The organism is Amorphoplanes digitatis, from assembly GCF_014205335.1.
In the GTDB taxonomy this organism is placed as follows: domain Bacteria; phylum Actinomycetota; class Actinomycetes; order Mycobacteriales; family Micromonosporaceae; genus Actinoplanes; species Actinoplanes digitatus.
On record NZ_JACHNH010000001.1, the window covers coordinates 2,271,024 to 2,294,093 of the forward strand.

Genomic DNA, 23,070 nt, shown 5'->3' on the forward strand with positions numbered 1-23,070 from the left:
ATGCCCAGCTCCGAGGACAAGCTTCGCGACTACCTGAAGCTGGTGACCGCCGACCTGCGGCGCACCCGGCAGCGGCTGGAGTCCGTCGAGGCCCGGGACGCCGAGCCGATCGCCATCGTCGGCATGGCCTGCCGGTTCCCCGGCGGCGTGCACACGCCCGAGCAGCTGTGGCAGCTGGTCTTCGACGGCGCCGACGCGATCGGCGACCTGCCGGACGACCGCGGCTGGGACGTGGGGAACCTGTACGACCCGGAGCCCGGAAAGCCGGGCAAGAGCTACGTCAAGCGCGGCGGCTTCCTCGACTCGGCAGGCGACTTCGACGCGGACCTGTTCGGCATCTCGCCGCGCGAGGCCCTGGCCATGGACCCGCAGCAGCGGCTGCTGCTCGAGTCCGCGTGGGAGGCCGTCGAGCGCGCGCGGATCGACCCGGCGTCGCTGCGCGGCAGCTCGACCGGCGTCTTCGTGGGCGGCACCGACACGCACTACGGCGAGCTGGCCCGGCAGGCCGAGGAGGCCGAGGGGCACCTGCTCACCGGCGGCGCGGTCAGCGTGCTCTCCGGCCGAATCGCGTACGCGCTGGGCCTCGAGGGTCCCGCGGTCACCATCGACACCGCCTGCTCTTCGTCGCTGGTCGCGCTGCACCTCGCGGTACGCGCGCTGCGCTCCGGCGAGTGCTCGATGGCCCTGGCCGGCGGCGTAGCCGTCATGCCGACCACCGACCTGTACGTCGAGTTCTCCCGCCAGCGCGGCCTGTCGCCGGACGGGCGGTGCAAGCCGTTCGCCGAGGGCGCCGACGGCACCGGCTGGGCCGAGGGCGTCGGCATCCTGCTCGTCGAACGGCTCAGCGACGCCCGCCGGCTCGGCCACGAGGTGCTCGCCGTCGTCCGCGGCACCGCGGTCAACTCCGACGGCGCGAGCAGCGGCCTGACCGCCCCGAACGGCCCCTCGCAGCAGCGCGTGATCCGCGCGGCGCTGGCCAACGCGCAGGTCGCCGCCGCCGACGTGGACGTGGTCGAGGCGCACGGCACCGGCACCCAGCTGGGCGACCCGATCGAGGCGCAGGCGCTGCTCGCCACGTACGGCGCGGACCGTCCGGCGGACCGGCCGCTGCGGCTGGGCGGCATCAAGTCCAACATCGGCCACCCGCAGGCCGCCGCCGGCGTCGCCGGCATCATCAAGATGGTCATGGCGATGCGGCACGGCGTCATGCCGCGGACCCTGCACGCCGAGCAGCCCACGTCCGAGGTGGACTGGACCTCCGGCGCGGTGTCCCTGCTCACCGAGCGGGCGGACTGGCCGGAGCTGGACCGGCCGCGGCGGGCGGGCGTCTCCGCCTTCGGCATCAGCGGCACCAACGCACACGTCATCCTCGAGGGCGCCACCAGCGAGGCGCCCGAGCCCGGCCCGGAACCCGAGGGCGTCCTGCCGTGGGTGCTCTCCGCCAGGTCGGCGGCCGGCCTGCGCGCGCAGGCGGCCCGGCTCGCCGACCACGTCGAGAGCGCCGGGCCGCGGCCGGTCGACGTGGTGCGCTCGCTGCTCACCACCCGGACCCTGCTCGCCGAGCGAGCTGTGGTGTTCGCCGCCGACCGCGACGAGGCGGCCACCGCGCTGCGCGCGCTGGCCGCCGGCGAGCCCGCCGCCGCGGTCGTCACCGGCACGGCACGGCCGGGGCGCACCGCCGCCATGTTCACCGGGCAGGGTTCGCAGCGCCTCGGCATGGGCCGCGACCTGTACGCCCGGTTCCCGGTGTACCGCGCGGCCTTCGACCAGGTCGCCGCACACCTGGACATCGACTGGGACGACCTGGACCGGACCGGCAACGCGCAGCCGGCCATCTTCGCCGTCGAAGTCGCGCTCTACCGCCTCCTCGAGTCCTTCGGCATCCGCCCGGACGTGCTGCTCGGCCACTCGGTCGGCGAGATCGCCGCGGCGCACGTCGCCGGCGTGCTGTCCCTGCCGGACGCGTGCACGCTGATCACGGCCCGCGGCCGGCTTATGCAGGCGCTGCCGGAGGGCGGCGTGATGATCGCGGTGCAGGCCGCGGAGTCGGAGGTCCCGCCGGCCGAGGGTGTCTCCGTCGCCGCCGTCAACGGCCCCCGGTCCGTCGTGCTGTCGGGACCCGGGGACGCCGTACGGGCGGCCGCCGCCGGCTTCGAACGGAACCGCCGGCTGCGGGTGAGCCACGCCTTCCACTCGTCGCTGATGGACCCGATGCTGGACGCCTTCCGGCAGGTCGTCGACGGGCTGACGCTGAACCGGCCGAGCCTGTCACTGATCTCCACCGTCACGGGCCGCCCCGAGAGCGACCTGTTCACCGACCCCGCCTACTGGGTCCGGCACGCCCGCGAGACCGTCCGCTTCGCCGACGGTGTCGCCGCCGCGGACGCCGGCAGCCTCATCGAGATCGGCCCCGACGCCGTGCTGTCGGCGCTGGCCGGCGGCGCCGCCACCATGCGCCGGGACGCCGACGAGGTCGCCACCTTCCTGGCCGCCGTCGCCGCGCTCTTCACCGAGGGTCGGCACGTCGACTGGCCCGTACCCGCCGGGCACCCGGTCGACCTGCCCACCTACGCCTTCCAGCGCAGGCGCTACTGGCCGAGGCCGGCCGGCGCTGGCGTCGGCGCGGCCGGCCTGGAGAGCGCCCACCATCCGCTGCTGGGCGCCTGCGTCGAGCTGGACGGCGGCGACCTGCTGCTCACCGGCCGCCTGGCGGTCGGCTCCCAGCCCTGGCTGGCCGAGCACGCCATCCTCGGCTCGGTGCTGCTGCCGGGCACCGCCTTCGTGGAGTTGGTGCTGCGCGCCGGCGAGGAGGCCGGCTGCGACCGCATCGACGAGCTGATGCTCGCCGCGCCCCTCGTGCTGCCCGCGCACGGCGGAGTCCAACTGCAGATCCGGGTCGGCGCGGCGGCCGCGGACGGCCGCCGCCCGGTCGGTGTCCGCTCCCGGCCCGAGGGGTCCGGCGGCACGTGGTCCGAGCACGCCACCGGCCACCTCGTACCCGGCACCGGCACGCCGCCGCCCGCTCCCGAGTCCTGGCCGCCGTCCGGTGGCGAGCCGGTCGCACTGGACGGCATGTACGAGCGGATGGCGGCGGCCGGCTTCGCGTACGGGCCCACCTTCCAGGGCCTGCGCGCCGCCTGGCAGCGCGGCGACGACGTGTGGGCGGAGGTGTCCCTGCCGGAGGGCGCCGACGCCGCCGCGTACGGCCTGCACCCCGCGCTGCTCGACGCCGCCCTGCACGTGTCGGCGTTCAACGGCCTCGACCGCGGCGTCGTCCCCTTCGCCTGGCAGGGCGTCTCCCTGTACGCGACCGGCGCGTCCGCGGTACGTGTCCACGTCCGGCGCACCGGCGACGACCAGGTCGCGGTCGCCGTCACCGACCAGGCCGGCGCCCCGGTCGCCGCGGTCCGCTCGCTCACCCTGCGCCGCGCCGCCGGCCCGGCCCGCGACGACCTGTTCGAGCCGCGGTGGACCCCGGTGCCGCTGCCCGTCGCGGATGTCCCGGACGTGGACGTCGAGCACGTTCCCGAGTTCGGCGGCGACGTGGTCGCCGCGGTGCACGCGGCGACCGTCTGGGCCCTGGACCTGCTGCGGGACCGGCTCTCCGGCGATCGTCTCACCGCGGCGAGGCTGGTGGTGGTGACGCGTCCGGGTGATCTGGCGGGTGCGGCGGTGCGTGGTCTGGTGCGTTCGGCGCAGTCGGAGCATCCGGGCCGTTTCGCGCTGGTGGAGGGTGTGCCGGCTGCCGCGGTGTTGGCGTCGGAGGAGCCCGAGCTGGTCGTGCGTGATGGTGAGGTCTTCGCGCCGCGCCTGGCCCGCGTCGCGGGTAGTCCCGTGCCGTTCGTCTGGCCTGTCGAGGGCACCGTGCTGATCACCGGCGGCACCGGCGGTATCGGTGCGGTGATCGCCCGGCACCTGGCCGGGCTGGGCGTGACCGATCTGGTGCTGGTCAGCCGTCGTGGCCCGGAGGCGCCCGGCGCCGACGGGCTGCCCGGCCGGGTGGTGGCGTGTGATGTGAGCGATCGGGCGGCGGTCGAGGCGTTGGTCGCGGGTATCCCGGATCTGCGTGCGGTGGTGCATTCGGCCGGTGTTCTGGACGACGGTGTGATCGAGTCGTTGACGCCGGATCGTCTTGCCGCGGTGTTGCGGCCGAAGGTCGACGCGGCGTGGTATCTGCACGAGGCGACCAAGGACCTGGACCTGGACGCGTTCGTGCTGTTCTCCTCGGTCGCCGGCGTCTTCGGCGGGGCGGGGCAGGGCAGCTACGCCGCCGGCAACGTCTTCCTCGACGCGCTCGCGGAGCACCGCCACGGGCTCGGCCTGCCCGCCACGTCCCTCGCCTGGGGACCGTGGGCGCGCGACGGCGGCATGATCGGCACGCTGGCCGACGTGGACGTCGCCCGCATCGCCCGCAACGGCCTGCCCGAGCTCTCCGAGGCCGACGGCACCGAACTGTTCGACGCCGCCCTCGCCGCCGGCCGCCCGGTGATCGCCCCCGTCCGCATCGACCTCGCCACCGTCGCGGCCGCGGGCTTCGTCCCGCCCGTGCTACGCGACCTGATCCGTACCCGGGTCCGCCGCGCCGTGGCCGCACCGGCCGCCGCGCCCGCCGCCCGGCTCGGCGACCTGGTGGACGCCGTCCGCGCCGAGGTCGCCGCCGTCCTCGGCCACGCCGGCGCCGAGGCCGTCGATCCCGGCCGGGCGTTCCAGGATCTCGGCTTCGACTCGCTCACCGCGGTCGAGCTGCGCAACCGGCTCGGCACGGTCACCGGCCTGCGGCTGTCCGCCACCGTCGTCTTCGACTACCCGTCCGTGCTGGCCCTCGCCGGACACCTGCGCGATGAGCTGCTCGGTGTCGAGCCGGTCGCCCCGGTCGCCGTGCTGTCGCGGGTGTCCGACGATCCGATCGTGATCGTCGGCATGGCCTGTCGTTTCCCCGGCGGGGTCAGCTCGCCCGAGGACCTGTGGGACCTGGTCCGCGACGGCGTGGACGCGGTCGGGGAGTTCCCCGCGGACCGCGGCTGGGACATCGACGGTCTCTACAGCGCGGACCGTGACGTGCCCGGTACGTCCTACACCCGCCACGGCGGCTTCCTGCACGACGCCGCGGAGTTCGATCCGGAGTTCTTCGGGATGAGCCCGCGTGAGGCCCTGGCCACCGATGCTCAGCAGCGCCTGCTGCTGGAGACCACCTGGGAGGCCCTCGAACGGGCCGGAATCGATCCGATCTCGTTGCGGGGCAGCCGCACCGGCGTCTTCGCCGGTGTCATGTACACCGACTACGGCAACCTGCTCACCGAGGACTCCTTCGAGGGTTTCCGCGGCAACGGCAGCGCGGCGAGTATCGCCTCGGGCCGGGTGTCGTACACGTTCGGTTTCGAGGGCCCGGCGGTCACGGTCGACACGGCGTGCTCGTCGTCTCTGGTGGCCCTGCATCTGGCGGCGCAGTCGCTGCGGTCGGGTGAGAGCACTCTGGCGGTCGCCGGCGGTGTGACGGTGATGTCGACGCCGCAGACGTTTGTGGAGTTCTCGCGTCAGGGTGGTCTGTCGGCGGACGGCCGGTGCAAGCCGTTCGCGGACGCCGCCGACGGGGTCGGCTGGGGCGAGGGCGTCGGCGTTCTGGTTCTCGAGCGCCTGTCCGACGCGCAGGCCAACGGCCATCGGGTGCTGGCGGTGATGCGCGGTTCGGCGGTGAATCAGGATGGTGCGTCGAACGGTTTGACCGCGCCGAACGGCCCGTCGCAGCAGCGGGTGATCCGCGCCGCGCTCGCGTCGGCCGGCCTGGCCGCGCGGGACGTGGATGTCGTGGAGGCGCATGGCACCGGTACGACGTTGGGTGATCCGATCGAGGCGCAGGCGCTGCTGGCGACCTACGGCCGGGATCGGGTCGAGCCGCTGTTGCTGGGGTCGGTGAAGTCGAACATCGGTCATGCGCAGGCCGCGGCGGGTGTCGCGGGTGTGATCAAGATGGTGATGGCGATGCGGCACGGTGTGGTGCCGCGGACCCTGCACGTGGACGCGCCGTCGTCGTTTGTGGACTGGGATGCCGGTGCGGTGTCGCTGGCCCGGGAGAACGTGGCCTGGCCGTCCTCGGAACGGCGGCGTGCGGGTGTCTCGTCGTTCGGCATCAGCGGCACCAACGCCCACGTGATCCTCGAACAGCCCGCGGCGGTCGACGTTCCGGCCGTCGATCACGGCGGCGAGGTCGTGCCCGTCGCCGTCTCGGCGAAGTCCGCGTCGGCGCTCACCGAGCTGATCGCCCGGGTGGACGAACTGGACGCGCACCGGGCAGACGTGGCCGCCGCGCTCGCGGGCCGCTCTGGCTTCGCACACCGCATGGTCAAGGTCGGCGGTGTCGCGGTGGAGGGCGTCGCCTCCGCCGGTCGCACCGCGTTCATGTTCACCGGCCAGGGCTCCCAGCGCCTCGGGATGGGCCGTGACCTGTACGAGCGGTACCCGGCATACCGTGCCGCGTTCGACGAGGCCGCAGCGCTGCTGGATGTCGACTGGGACGACCTGGACCGGACCGGCAACGCGCAGCCGGCGATCTTCGCCGTCGAGGTGGCGCTCTACCGGCTCCTCGAATCCTGGGGGGCCACCCCGGACGTGGTGTTGGGTCACTCGGTCGGTGAGATCGCCGCCGCCCACGTCGCCGGTGTCCTGAGCCTCGCGGACGCCTGCACGTTGATCGCCGCCCGTGGCCGTCTCATGCAGGCGTTGCCGGCCGGCGGGGTCATGGTCGCCGTTGAGGCGGCTGAGGACGACGTTCTGCCGTTGCTGTCAGAGGGTGTGTCGCTGGCGGCGGTGAACGGTCCGCGTGCCGTGGTCCTGTCCGGCGTCGAGGAGGCGGTCACCGTCGTGGCGGCCGGGTTCGAGCGGACCAGGCGACTCAACGTCAGCCACGCGTTCCACTCGGCGTTGATGGATCCGATGCTGGACGGCTTCGCTCAGGTCGTGGCGGGTCTCGCCCTGGCCGCGCCGTCGATGCAGCTGGTTTCCAACGTGACCGGCCGGGTCGAGACCGACCTGTTCACCGACCCGGCCTACTGGGTGCGGCATGTGCGGGAGGCCGTGCGGTTCGCCGACGGGGTCGCCGCGGCGGGCGCCGACCGGTTCCTGGAGGTGGGTCCGGACGCGGTGTTGTCGGCGATGGTCGGCGAGGGTGTACCGGCGATGCGCCGCGACCGGGACGAGGTCGCCACCCTGCTGGCCGCGGTCGGGCGGCTCTGGGTTTCCGGTCAGCACGTCGACTGGGCCGCGGTGGTCGGTCCCGGCAACCGGATCGAGCTGCCCACCTATCCGTTCCAGCACCAGCACTTCTGGCCCAGGACGCGGGCCGGAGCACCCGGCGACGTCGGCGCCGCCGGCCTCGACCTGCCCGGCCACCCGCTGCTCGGCGCCTCGGCCGAACTACCCGAGGGCGACCTGCTCTTCACCGGCCGGCTGTCCCTGCAAGCGCAGCCGTGGCTCGTGGACCACACCGTGCAGGGCGCGGTGCTGCTGCCCGGCACCGCCTTCGTCGAGCTGGCCGTCCGGGCCGGCGACGAGGTCGGCTGCGACGTGGTCGCGGACCTCACCCTCGCCGCACCGCTGCTCCTTCCCGAGCGCGGCGGCGTCCAGCTCCAAATGCTGCTGAGCGGCGCCGACCCGGCCCGGCGCGCCTTCACCGTCCGCTCCCGCCCGGAGGGTGCGATCGCGTGGACCGACCACGCCTCCGGCACCCTCACCACCGGCTCCCGCGCCGCCGACTTCGACGCCGTCGTGTGGCCGCCCCCCGGAGCCACCCCGGTCGACCTCGACGGCCTCTACGACACCCTCGCCGCCGCGGGCCTCGGCTACGGCCCAGCGTTCCAGGGCCTGACCGGCGTCTGGCGCGCCGGCGACCACCTGTACGCCGAGGCCGAGCTGCCGGTCGACGCGGAGAACTACGCGCTGCACCCGGCCCTGTTCGACGCGAGCCTGCACGCCCTCGCCCTCGGCGACGGCGTCCAGCGCGCCGCCGTCCCCTTCGCCTGGCAGGGCGTCGCCCTGCACGCGACCGGCGCCTCCGCGGTCAGGGTGCGCCTGACCCGCGACGGCGACACCGTGGCGATCGCGATCGCCGACCCGGCGGGCAACCCGGTCGCCACCGTGGACTCCCTCGCCGTGCGGCCCGCGCACGCCGTCGCCGCCGACCCGCTCCACCGCGTCGACCTGGCGCCGGTGCGGCTACCCGTCGCGGATGTCCCGGACGTGGACGTCGAGCACGTTCCCGAGTTCGGCGGCGACGTGGTCGCCGCGGTGCACGCGGCGACCGTCTGGGCCCTGGACCTGCTGCGGGACCGGCTCTCCGGCGATCGTCTCACCGCGGCGAGGCTGGTGGTGGTGACGCGTCCGGGTGATCTGGCGGGTGCGGCGGTGCGTGGTCTGGTGCGTTCGGCGCAGTCGGAGCATCCGGGCCGTTTCGCGCTGGTGGAGGGTGTGCCGGCTGCCGCGGTGTTGGCGTCGGAGGAGCCCGAGCTGGTCGTGCGTGATGGTGAGGTCTTCGCGCCGCGCCTGGCCCGCGTCGCGGGTAGTCCCGTGCCGTTCGTCTGGCCTGTCGAGGGCACCGTGCTGATCACCGGCGGCACCGGCGGTATCGGTGCGGTGATCGCCCGGCACCTGGCCGGGCTGGGCGTGACCGATCTGGTGCTGGTCAGCCGTCGCGGCGCGGAAGCCCCTGGGGCGGAAGATCTTCCGGGCCGCGTCGTGGCCTGCGACGTGACCGACCGGGCCGCGGTCGACGCGCTGATCGCGGGCATCCCGGATCTGCGTGCGGTGGTGCACTCGGCCGGTGTCCTGGACGACGGGGTCATCGAGTCGTTGACCCCTGGCAGGGTCGAGGCGGTGCTGCGACCCAAGGTCGACGCCGCGTGGTATCTGCACGAGGCGACCAAGGACCTGGACCTGGACGCGTTCGTGCTGTTCTCCTCGGTCGCGGGTGTCCTCGGCGCGCCGGGGCAGGGCAACTACGCCGCCGGCAACGCGTTCCTGGACGCCCTCGCGCGGCATCGCCACGACCTCGGCCTGCCCGCCACGTCCCTCGCCTGGGGACCGTGGGCGCAGGGCATGACCGGCAAGCTCACCCAGGCCGACGCCGAACGCATCGCCCGCTCCGGGCTCCCGGAGCTGACCACCGCGCAGGGCACCACGATGCTCGACGCCGCACTGGCCGCGGCCGGTCCCGCGTACGTCGCCGCCCGCCTCGACCTGACCGCCATGCGGGCACACGGCGAGGTCCCCGCCCTCCTGAGCGGGCTGGTCCGCAGCCGGATCCGCCGCACCGGCGCGGCCACCGGCGCCACCGCGCAGGACCTCGCCCGGCGGCTCGCCGGCCGGCCGGACACCGAGCGGCGGGAGCTGCTGCTGGACCTGGTCCGCACCCAGGTCGCACAGGTCCTCGGCCACGCCGGCGCCGAAGCCGTCGACCCAGGCCGGGCGTTCCAGGATCTCGGCTTCGACTCGCTCACCGCGGTCGAGCTGCGCAACCGGCTCGGCACGGTCACCGGCCTGCGGCTGTCCGCCACCGTCGTCTTCGACTACCCGTCCGTGCTGGCCCTCGCCGGACACCTGCGTGATGAGCTGCTCGGTGTCGAGCCGGTCGCCCCGGTCGCCGTGCTGTCGCCGGTCGCCGGCGATCCGATCGTGATCGTCGGCATGGCCTGCCGTTTCCCCGGCGGCGTCAGCTCGCCCGAGGACCTGTGGGACCTGGTCCGCGACGGCGTGGACGCGGTCGGGAAGTTCCCGGGCGATCGCGGCTGGGATCTGGACACGCTGTACAGCGCGGACCGTGACGTGCCCGGCACGTCCTACGCCCGCCACGGCGGCTTCCTGCGCGATGCCGCACAGTTCGATCCGGAGTTCTTCGGGATGAGTCCGCGTGAGGCTTTGACGACGGACGCCCAGCAGCGCCTGTTGTTGGAGACGACGTGGGAGGCCCTCGAACGGGCCGGAATCGATCCGTCCACGTTGCGTGGATCGCCGACGGGTGTGTTCGCCGGGGTGATGTACAACGACTACGCGAGCCTGCTGGGCGGCGGACAGTTCGAGGGGAACCAGGGCAGCGGCAGCGCGGGCAGCATCGCCTCGGGCCGGGTCTCCTACACCTTCGGTTTCGAGGGCCCGGCGGTCACCGTCGACACGGCCTGCTCGTCCTCGCTGGTCGCCCTGCACCTGGCGGCGCAGTCGCTGCGGTCGGGCGAATGCGGTATGGCGGTCGCCGGTGGCGTGACGGTGATGTCGACGCCGCAGACCTTTGTGGAGTTCTCGCGCCAGGGCGGGCTGTCGGCCGACGGCCGGTGCAAGCCTTTCGCGGACGCCGCCGACGGGGTCGGCTGGGGCGAAGGCGTCGGCGTTCTGGTCCTCGAACGCCTCTCCGACGCCGTGCGCAACGGGCACCGGATCCTCGCGGTGATGCGCGGCTCGGCGGTCAATCAGGATGGTGCGTCGAACGGGCTGACCGCGCCGAACGGCCCGTCGCAGCAGCGGGTGATCCGCGCCGCGCTGGCAAACGCCGGTCTTGCCGCCGATCAGGTCGACGTGGTGGAGGCGCACGGCACCGGCACCACCCTGGGTGATCCGATCGAGGCGCAGGCGCTGCTGGCGACCTACGGCCGGGATCGGGTCGAGCCGCTGTTGCTGGGGTCGGTGAAGTCGAACATCGGTCATGCGCAGGCCGCGGCGGGTGTCGCGGGTGTGATCAAGATGGTGATGGCGATGCGGCACGGTGTGGTGCCGCGGACCCTGCACGTGGACGCGCCGTCGTCGTTTGTGGACTGGGATGCCGGTGCGGTGTCGCTGGCCCGGGAGAACGTGGCCTGGCCGTCCTCGGAGCGGCGGCGTGCGGGTGTCTCGTCGTTCGGCATCAGCGGCACCAACGCCCACGTGATCCTCGAACAGCCCGCGGCGGTCGACGTTCCGGCCGTCGAGCACGGCGGCGAGATCGTGCCGCTGGCCGTTTCGGCGAAGTCCGAGGATGCCCTCCGGGCACAGCTGGCCCTGCTCGCCACTGTCGCCGCCGACCCGCATGACGTCGGCTGGTCGCTGGCCACCACCCGCGCGGAGTTCCCGCACCGCGCGGTCCTGCTCGGCGACACCGTGATCGAGGGCGAAGCCCGGCCCGGACGCACCGCGTTCATGTTCACCGGCCAGGGCTCCCAGCGCCTCGGGATGGGCCGTGACCTGTACGAGCGGTACCCGGCATACCGTGCCGCGTTCGACGAGGCCGTAGCGCTGCTGGATGTCGACTGGGATGGCCTGGATCGGACCGGTAATGCGCAGCCGGCGATCTTCGCCGTGGAAGTTGCGCTTTACCGTTTGCTGGAGTCCTGGGGGGTCGCCCCGGATGTGGTGTTGGGTCACTCGGTCGGTGAGATCGCCGCCGCGCATGTGGCGGGTGTGTTGAGTCTGGCGGATGCGTGCGCGTTGATCGCGGCGCGTGGTCGTCTGATGCAGGCGTTGCCTTCTGGTGGGGTGATGGTTGCGGTCGAGGCGTCCGAGGACGAGGTTCTGCCGTTGCTGTCAGAGGGTGTGTCGCTGGCGGCGGTGAACGGTCCGCGTGCCGTGGTCCTGTCCGGCGTCGAGGAGGCGGTCACCGCCGTGGCGGCCGGGTTCGAGCGGACCAGGCGGCTCAACGTCAGCCACGCGTTCCACTCGGCGCTGATGGATCCGATGCTGGACGACTTCGCTCAGGTCGTGGCGGGTCTCGCCCTGGCCGCGCCGTCGATGCAGCTGGTTTCCAACGTGACCGGCCGGGTCGAGACCGACCTGTTCACCGACCCCGGGTACTGGGTGCGGCACGTCCGTGAGACCGTGCGGTTCGCCGACGGGGTCGCCGCCGCCACCGCCGGCCGGTTCATCGAGGTCGGCCCCGACGCCGTGCTGTCCGCGATGGCCGGCGGCGTCCCCACCATGCGACGCGACCGCGACGAGGTCACCACCCTGCTCACCGCGGTGGGTACCGTCTTCACGCAGGGCCAGCCGGTCGACTGGGCCGCCGTCATAGGCCGCGGCAACCGGATCGACCTGCCCACCTACCCGTTCCAGCGGCAGCGGTTCTGGCCCGCCCCGCTCGCCGCCTCCACCGGCGACCTGGGCGCCGCCGGCCTCGGCGAGATCGCCCACCCCCTGCTCGGTGCGGCCGTGTACCTGCCCGACGACGGCGGTCTGATCACCACCGGACGCCTCTGCGTACAGGCACAGCCGTGGCTGGCCGACCACACCGTGCACGGCTCCGTGCTGGTGCCCGGCACCGCCCTGGTCGAGCTCGCCCTGCGGGCCGGTGCCGAGGCCGGCATGCCCGTGATCGAGGAGCTGACCCTCGCCGCCCCGCTCGTGCTGCCGGCCGCCGGCACGGTGCAGATCCAGGTCAGCGTCGGCCCGGAGGACGACGGCCGCCGCACGGTCACCGTCCACTCCAGCCACGACGGCGGATGGACCCGCCACGCGCAGGGCTTCCTGACTCCGAACGCGCCCGTCGCCCCGCACGACCTCACTGAATGGCCGCCGCCCGCCGCCGAGCCCCTGCCGGTCGACGACGCCTACGCCACCTTCCGGGAACACGGCTACTCGTACGGGCCGGCCTTCCAGGGCCTGCGCGCCGCCTGGCGGATCGGCGACGACCTGTACGCCGAGGTGACGCTGCCCGACCCGGCACTGCCCGACGCCGGCCGCTTCGGCATCCACCCCGCCCTGCTGGACGCCTGCCTGCACGCCGTGATCCTGGGCAGCGGCGAGCGCCAGACGATGATCCCGTTCGCCTGGAACGACGTGGTCCTGCACGCGGAGGGCGCGTCCACGGTCCGCGTCCGGCTGACCAGGCCCGGCGGTGACGCCACCACCATCGAGGTCGCCGACACCGACGGCCGCCCGGTGCTGTCGGTGCGCCGGATGACCGGCCGCCCGGTCTCCGCGGAGCAGATCGCGGTCACCGCGGACGCGCCGCTGTACGCGATCGAGTGGCGCCCGGCCCTCACGGTCGGCGCGCCTATCCCATCGATCGTCCACGATTGCGTGACGCCCGAGGGTGACGTGCCGTCGGCGGTCCGCGCGCTGACCCACGAGGTCCTCGGGGTCGTTCAGCGGCATCTGGCGTCCGACGCCGTCGAGCGTCTCGTCATCGTGACCCGCCACGCGGTCTGCTCGGACGCTCTCGACGTGGCGCAGACCCCGGTGTGGGGTTTGGTCCGCGCTGCCCAGGCGGAGCATCCCGGCCGGATCGTGCTGGTCGACAGCGACGGTAGTGTCGCGGTGGAGACCGTGGACGAGCCGGAGTTCGCGGTCCGCGGCGGCCGGGTCCTGGTGCCGCGCCTGGTCCGCGTCGAGTCCACGGCCGAGGCGCCGGTCTTCGATCCGGACCGCACGGTCCTGATCACCGGCGGCACCGGCGGGATCGGCGCCGAGATCGCCCGTCACCTGGTCGCGGAGAACGGCGTCCGCAGCCTGTTGCTCGCCGGCCGTCGCGGCCCGGACGCTCCCGGCGCCGCCGAGCTGGCCACGGAGCTGGAGGCGGCCGGGGTCGAGGTGCGGATCGTGGCCTGTGATGTGGCCGATCGGGCGGCGCTGGCGGCGCTGCTCGACGGTGAGGATCTGACCGCCGTCGTGCACGCGGCCGGCGTCGGTGACAACGGCCTGGTCACCGCGCTCACCCCGGAGCGCATCGACGCGGTGCTGGCGCCGAAGGCCGACGCCGCCTGGCATCTGCACGAGCTGACCGCCGGCATGGACCTGACCGCGTTCGTGCTCATCTCCTCCGCAGGTGGCCTGGTGCTCACCGCCGGACAGGGCAACTACGCCGCCGCCAACGTCTTCCTCGACGGCCTCGCCGACCTCCGCCGCGCGCAGGGCCGGCCCGCCACCGCCATGGCGTTCGGCTTGTGGGACATGGACGCCGGCTTGGGACGGCACCTCGCCGAGGTGGACCGCCGCCGGATGGCCGCACAGGGCGTACCCACGCTCAGCCGCGCCGAGGGCCTCGCGCTCTTCGCCGCCGCACTCCGCGCCGCCCCGGCGGCCATCGCCGCGATCAAGCTCGACACCGCCGCGCTGCGCGCCCGCACCGACGCGGTCCCGGCCCTGCTCCGCGACCTCGCCCCGAAGGTACGCCGGGCCGCAGCGGCGCCGCGGACCGTGGTGACCGCCGACCGGCGGGAGATCCTCGCCCTGGTCCGCGAGCGGGTCGCCGCCGTCCTCGGGCACGGCTCCGCCGACGCCATCGCGCCGGGCCGGGCCTTCCAGGAGCTCGGCTTCGACTCCCTGGCCGCCACCGAGCTCCGCAACCAGCTGAACACCCGCACCGGGCTGCGGCTGCCCGCCACGCTGGTCTTCGATCACCCGAACGCCGGCGCGGTCACCGACCACATCATGGGCCTGCTGGGCGCGCTCGCCGTCCCGTCCGAGCGGCCGCACCGGCCCGCCGCCAGGCTGCGCGACGGCGAGCCGATCGCCATCGTCGGCATGGCCTGCCGCTACCCGGGCGGCGTCACCGACCCCGAGGCGCTGTGGCGGCTGGTCAAGGACGGCGTCGAAACCGTCTCCGACCTGCCGACGGACCGCGGCTGGGACCTCGACGGCCTCTACGACCCGGAGCCCGGCAAGGAGGGCAGGAGCTACACCCGCAGGGGCAGCTTCCTGTACGACGCCGGCGACTTCGACCCGGCGTTCTTCGGCATCTCGCCGCGCGAGGCCGCCTACATGGACCCGCAGCAGCGCCTGCTGCTCGAAACATCCTGGGAGGCGCTCGAACGGGCCGGCATCGACCCGGCGACCCTCGAGGGCAGCGCCACCGGTGTCTTCGCCGGCGTCATGTACCACGACTACGCGCTCAACGTGTCCCCGTCCGGCACCAGCGGCGGCAGCGTCGTCTCCGGCCGCGTCTCCTACACCTTCGGCTTCGAGGGCCCGGCCGTCACCGTCGACACGGCCTGTTCGTCGTCGCTGGTCGCCCTGCACCTGGCCGTGCAGTCGCTGCGGTCCGGCGAGTGCGACCTGGCCCTGGCCGGCGGCGCCACGGTGATGGCCACGCCGGGCATGTTCATCGAGTTCTCCCGCCAGCGCGGCCTGTCCGCGGACGGGCGCTGCAAGGCGTTCGCCGGCTCGGCCGACGGGGTCGGCTGGTCCGAGGGCGTCGGCGTGCTCCTCGTCGAGCGGCTCTCCGACGCACAGGCCAACGGCCACGAGATCCTCGCGGTCGTACGCGGGTCGGCGGTCAATTCCGACGGCGCCTCCAACGGCATGTCCGCACCGAACGGGCCCTCGCAGCAGCGGGTGATCCGCGCCGCGCTGGCCGACGCACGGCTCACCCCCGGCCAGATCGACGTGGTCGAGGCGCACGGCACCGGCACCACCCTCGGCGATCCGATCGAGGCGCAGGCGCTGCTGGCCACGTACGGGCAGGACCGCGCCGAACCGCTGCGGCTCGGCACGATCAAGTCCAACATCGGGCACACCCAGGCCGCCGCCGGCGTGGCCGGCGTGATCAAGATGGTGCAGGCGATGCGGCACGGCGAGATGCCCCGCACCCTGCACGCCGAGGTCCCGTCCCCGCACGTGGACTGGACCGAGGGCGATGTCGAGCTGCTCACCGCGGCACGGCCATGGGAGACCGGCGACCGGCCGCGGCGGGCCGCGGTGTCCGCGTTCGGCATCAGCGGCACCAACGCGCACATCGTCCTGGAGCAGCCGCCCGCGGCGCCGGCCACCGCGGTGCCGCGTACCGGCGGGGTCCTGCCCTGGGTCCTGTCGGCCCGCTCGCCGGAGGCGCTACGCGAGCAGGCGGCGCGGATCGGCGCGATGGACGCCGACCCGGCCGACATCGGCCACACGCTCGCCGGGCGGTCGGCGCTGGACCACCGCGCGGTCGTCATCGGCGCCACCGCCGGCGAGCTGCGGTCCGCGCTCGCCTCGGCCGAGGCGAGCACCCCGGTCGAGGGCACGTGCGCGATGATGTTCACCGGCCAGGGCTCGCAGCGGGCGGGCATGGGCCGGGAGCTGTACCGGCGGTTCCCCGCCTACGCGGCCGCGTTCGACGCGGTGACGGCACACCTGGACATCGACTGGGACGACCTCGACCGGACGGTCAACGCGCAGCCGGCGATCTTCGCGGTAGAGGTGGCGTTGTTCCGGCTCCTGGAGTCGTGGGGCGTGCGCCCCGACGTGCTGCTGGGGCACTCGGTCGGCGAGATCGCGGCGGCGCACGTCGCGGGGGTGTTCTCGCTGGAGGACGCGTGCGTGCTGGTCGCCGCGCGGGGCCGGCTGATGCAGCGGTTGCCGGCGGGCGGGGCGATGGTCGCGGTCGAGGCGGCCGAGCCCGACGTCGTATTGCCGGCGGGTGTCTCGATCGCGGCGGTGAACGGCCCGCGGGCCGTGGTGCTGTCCGGTCCGGCGGAGCCGGTGCTGGCCTGCGCGGCCGGGTTCGGCCGTAGCCGGCGGCTGACGGTCAGCCACGCGTTCCACTCCGCGCTGATGGATCCGATGCTGGACGACTTCGCCCGGGTCGTGTCCGGCCTGGCGTTGAACCCGCCGGCGATTCCGCTGGTCTCCAACGTCACCGGCCGGGTCGAGACGGAGCTGTTCGCCGATCCGGCGTACTGGGTGCGGCACGCCCGCGAGACCGTGCGCTTCGCCGACGGTGTGGCCGCGACCGGGGCGGCGAGGTTCCTCGAGGTCGGCCCGGATGCGGTCCTGTCGGCGATGGTCGATGACGGCGTCGCCGCGCTGCGCCGTGACCGGGACGAGGTCACCACCCTGCTGACCGCGGTCGGGCGGCTCTGGGCCACCGGTCAGCACGTCGACTGGACCGCCATCGTCAGCGGCGCCCGGGTCGACCTGCCCACCTACCCGTTCCAGCGCCGGCGCTTCTGGGTCGACGCCACGACCGGCACCGCCGACCCGGCCGCCCTCGGCCTCGGCACCGACGGGCACCCGCTGCTCGGCGCCGTCGTCGAGCTGCCCGGCACGGGCGGGCGCCTGTTCACCGGACGACTGTCCCTGGACGCCCAGCCGTGGCTGGCCGACCACGCCGTCCTCGGCTCCACGCTGGCGCCCGGCTCGGCCCTGGTCGAGCTGGCGCTGCACGCCGGCGCGGCCAGCGGCGCCCCGCACCTGGAGGAGCTGACGCTCGGCGCGCCGCTGGTGCTCCCGGCCGCCGGCGCGCTGCCGCTGCAGGTCACCGTCGGCCCCGACGAGGACGGCCGCCGCACGGTCACCATCCACACGCGAGCCGAGGAACGCTGGCTGCGGCACGCGGCCGGCTCGCTGACCACCGGCGTGCCCGCCGCCGCGTTCGACCTGTCGCCGTGGCCGCCGGCCGGCGCCGAGGAGGTCGCCGTCGGCGACGCGTACCCGATCTTCGCCGAGCACGGCTACGCCTACGGCCCGGTGTTCCAGGGACTGCGCGCGGCCTGGCGCTCCGGCGACGACATCTACGCCGAGGTGGCGCTCCCCGAGCCGGCACACGACGACGCCGCCCGCTTCGGCATCCACCCGGCCCTGCTCGACGCCACCATGCACGCCACCCTGCCCGGCCTGCTCGGCGACGCGAACTCACCGACCGCCGTCCCGTTCGCCTGGAACGACGTCACCCTGCACGCGGTCGGCGCGACCGCGCTGCGGATCCGGGTGCGCCGCGCCGGCAACGGCGGCATGGCGCTCGACCTGGCCGACGTCACGGGGCGGCCGGTGCTGTCGGCCGGCTCGATGGTCGGCCGCCCGGTCACCGCGGGCCAGCTCACCGTGGATGCCCCGCTGTACGCGATCGAGTGGCGTCCGGCGACGGCGGGCAGCGGACCGTCGCCGTCGGTCGTCCACGAATGCGTGACGCCGGACGGTGACGTGCCGTCGGCGGTGCGGATGCTGACGCACGAGGTGCTCGCGGTGATCCAGCGGCATCTGGCGTCCGAGGCAGCTGAGCGTCTCGTCGTCGTGACCCGTGACGCGGTTCTCTCCGATCGCCTCGACGTGGTGCAGGCACCGGTCTGGGGTCTGGTCCGCGCCGCCCAGGCGGAGCATCCCGGCCGGATCGTGCTGGTGGACAGCGACGGCAGTGTGGCGGTGGAGACCGTGGACGCGCCGGAGTTCGCGGTTCGCGGCGGGGAGATTCTGGTGCCGCGGCTGGTCCGCATCGAACCGGTGGCCGAGGCGCCGGTCCTCGACCCCGACCGTCCGGTGCTGATCACCGGCGGCACCGGCGGGATCGGCGCGGTCGTCGCGCGCCATCTGGTCGCCGAGCTGAATGTCCGCCGGCTGCTGCTCACCAGCCGCCGCGGCCCGGATGCTCCCGGCGCGGCCGAGCTGGCCACGGAGCTGGAGGCGGCCGGGGCTGAGGTGCGGATCGTCGCGTGTGATGTGGCCGATCGGGCGGCGCTGGCGGCGCTGCTCGACGGTGAGGATCTGACCGCCGTCGTGCACGCGGCCGGCGTCGGTGACAACGGCCTGGTCACCGCGCTCACCCCGGAGCGCATCGACGCGGTGCTGGCGCCGAAGGCCGACGCCGCCTGGCACCTGCACGAGCTGACCGCCGGCATGGACCTGACCGCGTTCGTCATGTTCTCGTCCGCCGGTGGGCTCGTCCTCACCGGCGGGCAGGCGAACTACGCCGCCGCCAACGTGTTCCTCGACGGCCTCGCGGAGCTGCGGCACGCGCAGGGCCGGCCCGCCACCGCCATGGCGTACGCGCTGTGGGAGGTCGGCGCCGGCCTCGGCGAGCTGCTCGGCGACGCCAACCGCAAGCGCATGAAGGGCCTCGGCATCCCACCGCTGAGCCACGACCAGGGTCTCGCCATGTTCGTCGCCGCCCTGCGGTCCGGCCGCCCCGTGGTCGCCCCGATCCGGGTCGACACGGCCGCCCTGCGCGCCCGCACCGACGAGATCCCGGCGCTGCTCCGCGACCTCGTGCCGGCCGTACGCCGGGCCGCCGCGACCGCGGTCGCCGCCGCTCCCGTCACCGGCCTGGCCGCCCAGCTCGCCGGGCTGGACGAGGCCGAACGGGTACGCGAGATCCTGCGGGTCGTGCGCGCCCGCGTCGCCGCCGTGCTCGGCCACGACTCCGCCGACGAGATCGCCCCCGACCGCGCCTTCCAGGAGCTCGGCTTCGACTCCCTGGCCGCCACCGAGCTGCGCAACCAGCTGAACACCGCCACCGGCCTGCGGCTGCCCGCCACCCTGGTCTTCGACGAGCCGAACGCGACCGCCGTGGCCCGGTTCATCGACGCCGAACTGGCGCCGTCCGGCCGGCCCGGCGCGCAGCCGGCCGTGTTCCGCGAGTCCGACCCGCGGGAGCCCATCGCGATCGTCGGCATGTCCTGCCGCTACCCGGGCGGTGTCGCCTCGCCCGAGGACCTGTGGCGCCTGGTCACCGACGGCGCCGACGCGATCGGCGACTTCCCGCTCGACCGCGGCTGGGACCTCGCCCCGCTGCGCACCCCCGACGGCGGCACCTACGCCACCACCGGCGGCTTCCTCGACGACGCGGCCGGCTTCGATCCGGAGTTCTTCGGCATCTCCCCGCGCGAGGCGCTCGGCATGGACCCGCAGCAGCGCCTGACCCTGGAGCTGACCTGGGAGGCCCTTGAACGGGCCGGCATCGACCCGACCTCGCTGCGCGGCAGCCGCACCGGCGTCTTCGCCGGCGTGATGTACCACGACTACCCCGGCGCCGACGGCAACGGCAGCGTGGTGCCCGGCCGGGTCTCCTACAAGCTCGGCCTGGAGGGCCCGGCGGTCGCGGTCGACACCGCCTGCTCCTCCTCGCTGGTCGCGCTGCATCTGGCCGTGCAGGCGCTGCGGCAGGACGACTGCACGCTCGCGATCACCGGCGGCGTCACCGTGCTGTCCACCCCCGGCGTCTTCGCCGAGTTCGGTCGCCAGGGCGGCCTCTCGCCGGACGGCCGCTGCAAGTCCTTCGCCACCGCGGCGGACGGCACCGGGTTCGCCGAGGGCGCCGGCTTCCTGGTCCTCGAGCGGCTCTGCGACGCCGAGCGCAACGGCCACCCGGTCCTCGCGGTGGTCCGCGGCTCGGCGGTCAACCAGGACGGCGCGTCGAACGGGCTCACCGCCCCGAACGGGCCGTCCCAGCGCCGGGTCATCCGGCAGGCGCTGGCCGGCGCGCGCCTCACCGCCGACCAGGTCGACGCCGTCGAGGCGCACGGCACCGGCACCAGGCTGGGCGACCCGATCGAGGCGCAGGCGCTGCTGGCCACGTACGGGCAGGACCGTGCCGAGCCGCTCTACCTGGGCTCGGTGAAGTCCAACATCGGCCACACCCAGGCCGCCGCCGGTGTCGCCGGCGTGATCAAGATGGTCATGGCGATGCGCCGGGAGCTGCTACCGGCCAGCCTGCACATCGACGAGCCGTCGTCCGAGGTGGACTGGACCGCCGGCGCGGTGCGGCTGCTCACCGAGGCACGGCCGTGGCGCCGCGACGACCGGCCCCGCCGCGCCGGTGTCTCGTCGTTCGGCATCAGCGGCACCAACGCCCACGTCATCATCGAGTCCGTCCCGGCCGCCCCGGCGGTACCGGCCGGACCGGCCGACGCCGTCGTCCCGTGGGTACTGTCCGCCCGGTCCCCCGAGGCGCTGTACACGCTGGTCGACCGGCTGGCCGCGCTGGACGCCCACCCGGCCGACGTGGCCCGAGGTCTCACCACCCGGGCCGCCCTGGACCGGCGCATGGTCCGGGTCGGTGACGTCGCGGTGGAGGGGGTCGCGTCCGCCGGGCGCACCGCGTTCATGTTCACCGGCCAGGGTTCCCAGCGCGTCGGGATGGGCCGGGACCTGTATGAGCGGTTCCCGGTTTACCGTGCGGCGTTCGATGAGGTAGCCGCGCGGCTGGACGTCGACTGGGATGACCTGGAACGGACCGGGAACGCGCAGCCGGCGATCTTCGCCGTCGAGGTGGCACTGTATCGCCTCCTCGAATCCTGGGGGATCACCCCGGACGTGGTGTTGGGCCACTCGGTCGGTGAGATCGCCGCCGCGCATGTGGCGGGTGTGTTGAGTCTGGAGGATGCGTGCGCGTTGATCGCCGCTCGTGGTGGTCTGATGCAGGCGTTGCCTTCTGGTGGGGTAATGGTTGCGGTCGAGGCGTCCGAGGACGAGGTTCTGCCGCTATTGACCGAGGGCGTTTCGCTGGCGGCGGTGAACGGCCCCCGTGCGGTGGTGTTATCCGGTGTCGAGGAGGCGGTGGCCGCGGTGGCGGCACGCTTCGAGCGGACCCGGCGGCTCAATGTCAGCCATGCGTTCCACTCGGGGTTGATGGATCCGATGCTGGACGACTTCGCCTCGGTGGTCGGCGGGTTGGCCTTGCGGGTGCCGACGGTTCCGTTGGTCTCCAATGTCACGGGTCGGGTCGAGTCGGAGTTGTTCGCCGATCCGGGCTACTGGGTGCGGCATGTGCGGGAGGCTGTGAGGTTCACCGACGGGGTCGCCGCGGCGGGCGCCGACCGGTTCCTGGAGGTGGGTCCGGACGCGGTGTTGTCGGCGATGGTCGGCGAGGGTATCCCGGCGATGCGCCGCGACCGGGACGAGGTGGCCACCCTGCTGGCCGCGGTCGGGCGGCTCTGGGTTTCCGGGCAGGACGTCGACTGGGCCGTCGTGGTCGGTCCCGGCAACCGGGTCGAGCTGCCCACGTACCCGTTCCAGCACCAGCGGTTCTGGCCCGCGAGCATGACCCTCGCCGGCTCGGCCCCCGGCCTGGACGCGGCGGAGCACCCGCTGCTCAGCGGCGCGATCGCGCTGCCCGGCTCCGACGCCCTGCTGCACACCGGCCGGCTCTCCGTACAGGCGCAGCCGTGGCTGGCCGACCACGAGATGCACGGCACGGTGGTGCTGCCCGGCACCGCCCTGGTCGAGCTGGCCCTGCACGCCGGCGCCGAGGCCGGCACGCCTGGGCTGGACGAGCTCACCCTCGCCGCGCCGCTGGTCCTGCCCGGGCACGGCGCCGTGCAGGTGCAGGTGTGGACCGGCGCGGCGGACGCCGACGGCCGCCGTGCCGTGGCGGTGCACTCCCGGCCCGACGGCATACCGGACGTCCCGTGGACCGAGCACGCCACCGGCCTGCTCGGCGCGGCCAGCGGCCCGGTCGCCTTCGACGCGGCCGCCTGGCCGCCGGCCGGGGCCACCCCGGTCAGCGTCGACGGCGTCTACGACCGGCTGGCCGACGGCGGATTCGGCTACGGCCCGGTCTTCCAGGGCCTGCGCGCCGCCTGGCGCGACGGCGAGCACCTCTACGCCGAGGTCACCCTGCCGGACGGCGCCGACGCCGAGCGGTACGGCCTGCACCCCGCCCTGTTCGACGCCGCGCTGCACGCCCTCATGCTGGACGCCGGCGACGCTCCGGCCGGCATCCCGTTCGCCTGGCGGGGCGTGGCACTGCACGCCACCGGCGCGACCGCCGCAAGGGTGCGGCTGACCCGCGCCGGCGACGGCTTCGCCATCGCGGTGGCCGACCCGGCCGGCGCCCCGATCGCCTCCGCGGACTCGCTGCTCGTGCGCGCACCGCGGCGGGCCGGCGACCCGCTCTACCGGGTGGACTGGGTGCCGGTGCGCCTGCCCGACACCACCCGGCCGGCGACCGTTGTCGTGGTCGAGGCCGGCGCGGACCCCCGCGAGGCGACCCTGCGGGTGCTCGGCGACGTACAGCGGTTCCTGACCGACGAGGCGGACCCCGACCGCCGGCTGGTCTTCGTCACCCGCCCCGGCGACCTGGCCGGCGCGGCGGTCTCCGGCATGGTGCGCTCGGCGCAGTCCGAACACCCCGGCCGCTTCGGCTTGATCGAGACCGCCGGCGACGTACCGGAAGCCGCCCTGGCGACCGACGAACCGCGCCTCGCCCTGCACGACGGCGCCGCGACCGCGCCGCGCCTGGCCCGCGTCGCGGGTAGTCCCGTGCCGTTCGTCTGGCCTGTCGAGGGCACCGTGCTGATCACCGGCGGCACCGGCGGTATCGGTGCGGTGATCGCCCGGCACCTGGCCGGGCTGGGCGTGACCGATCTGGTGCTGGTCAGCCGTCGTGGCCCGGAGGCGCCCGGCGCCGACGGGCTGCCCGGCCGGGTGGTG

At 74.5% G+C, this 23,070-nt stretch carries 1 protein-coding gene (cut by a window edge); it reads left to right on the plus strand.

Annotation, left to right across the window (positions count from 1 at the left end; genetic code table 11):
- On the plus strand, positions 1-23,070 hold the 5' portion of the coding sequence (locus BJ971_RS10025) for a type I polyketide synthase (RefSeq protein ID WP_184991854.1). Its footprint extends 5,979 nt past the window's final position; only the first 23,070 of its 29,049 coding nucleotides appear in the window; the start codon lies at positions 1-3; its stop codon lies beyond the right edge, outside the window.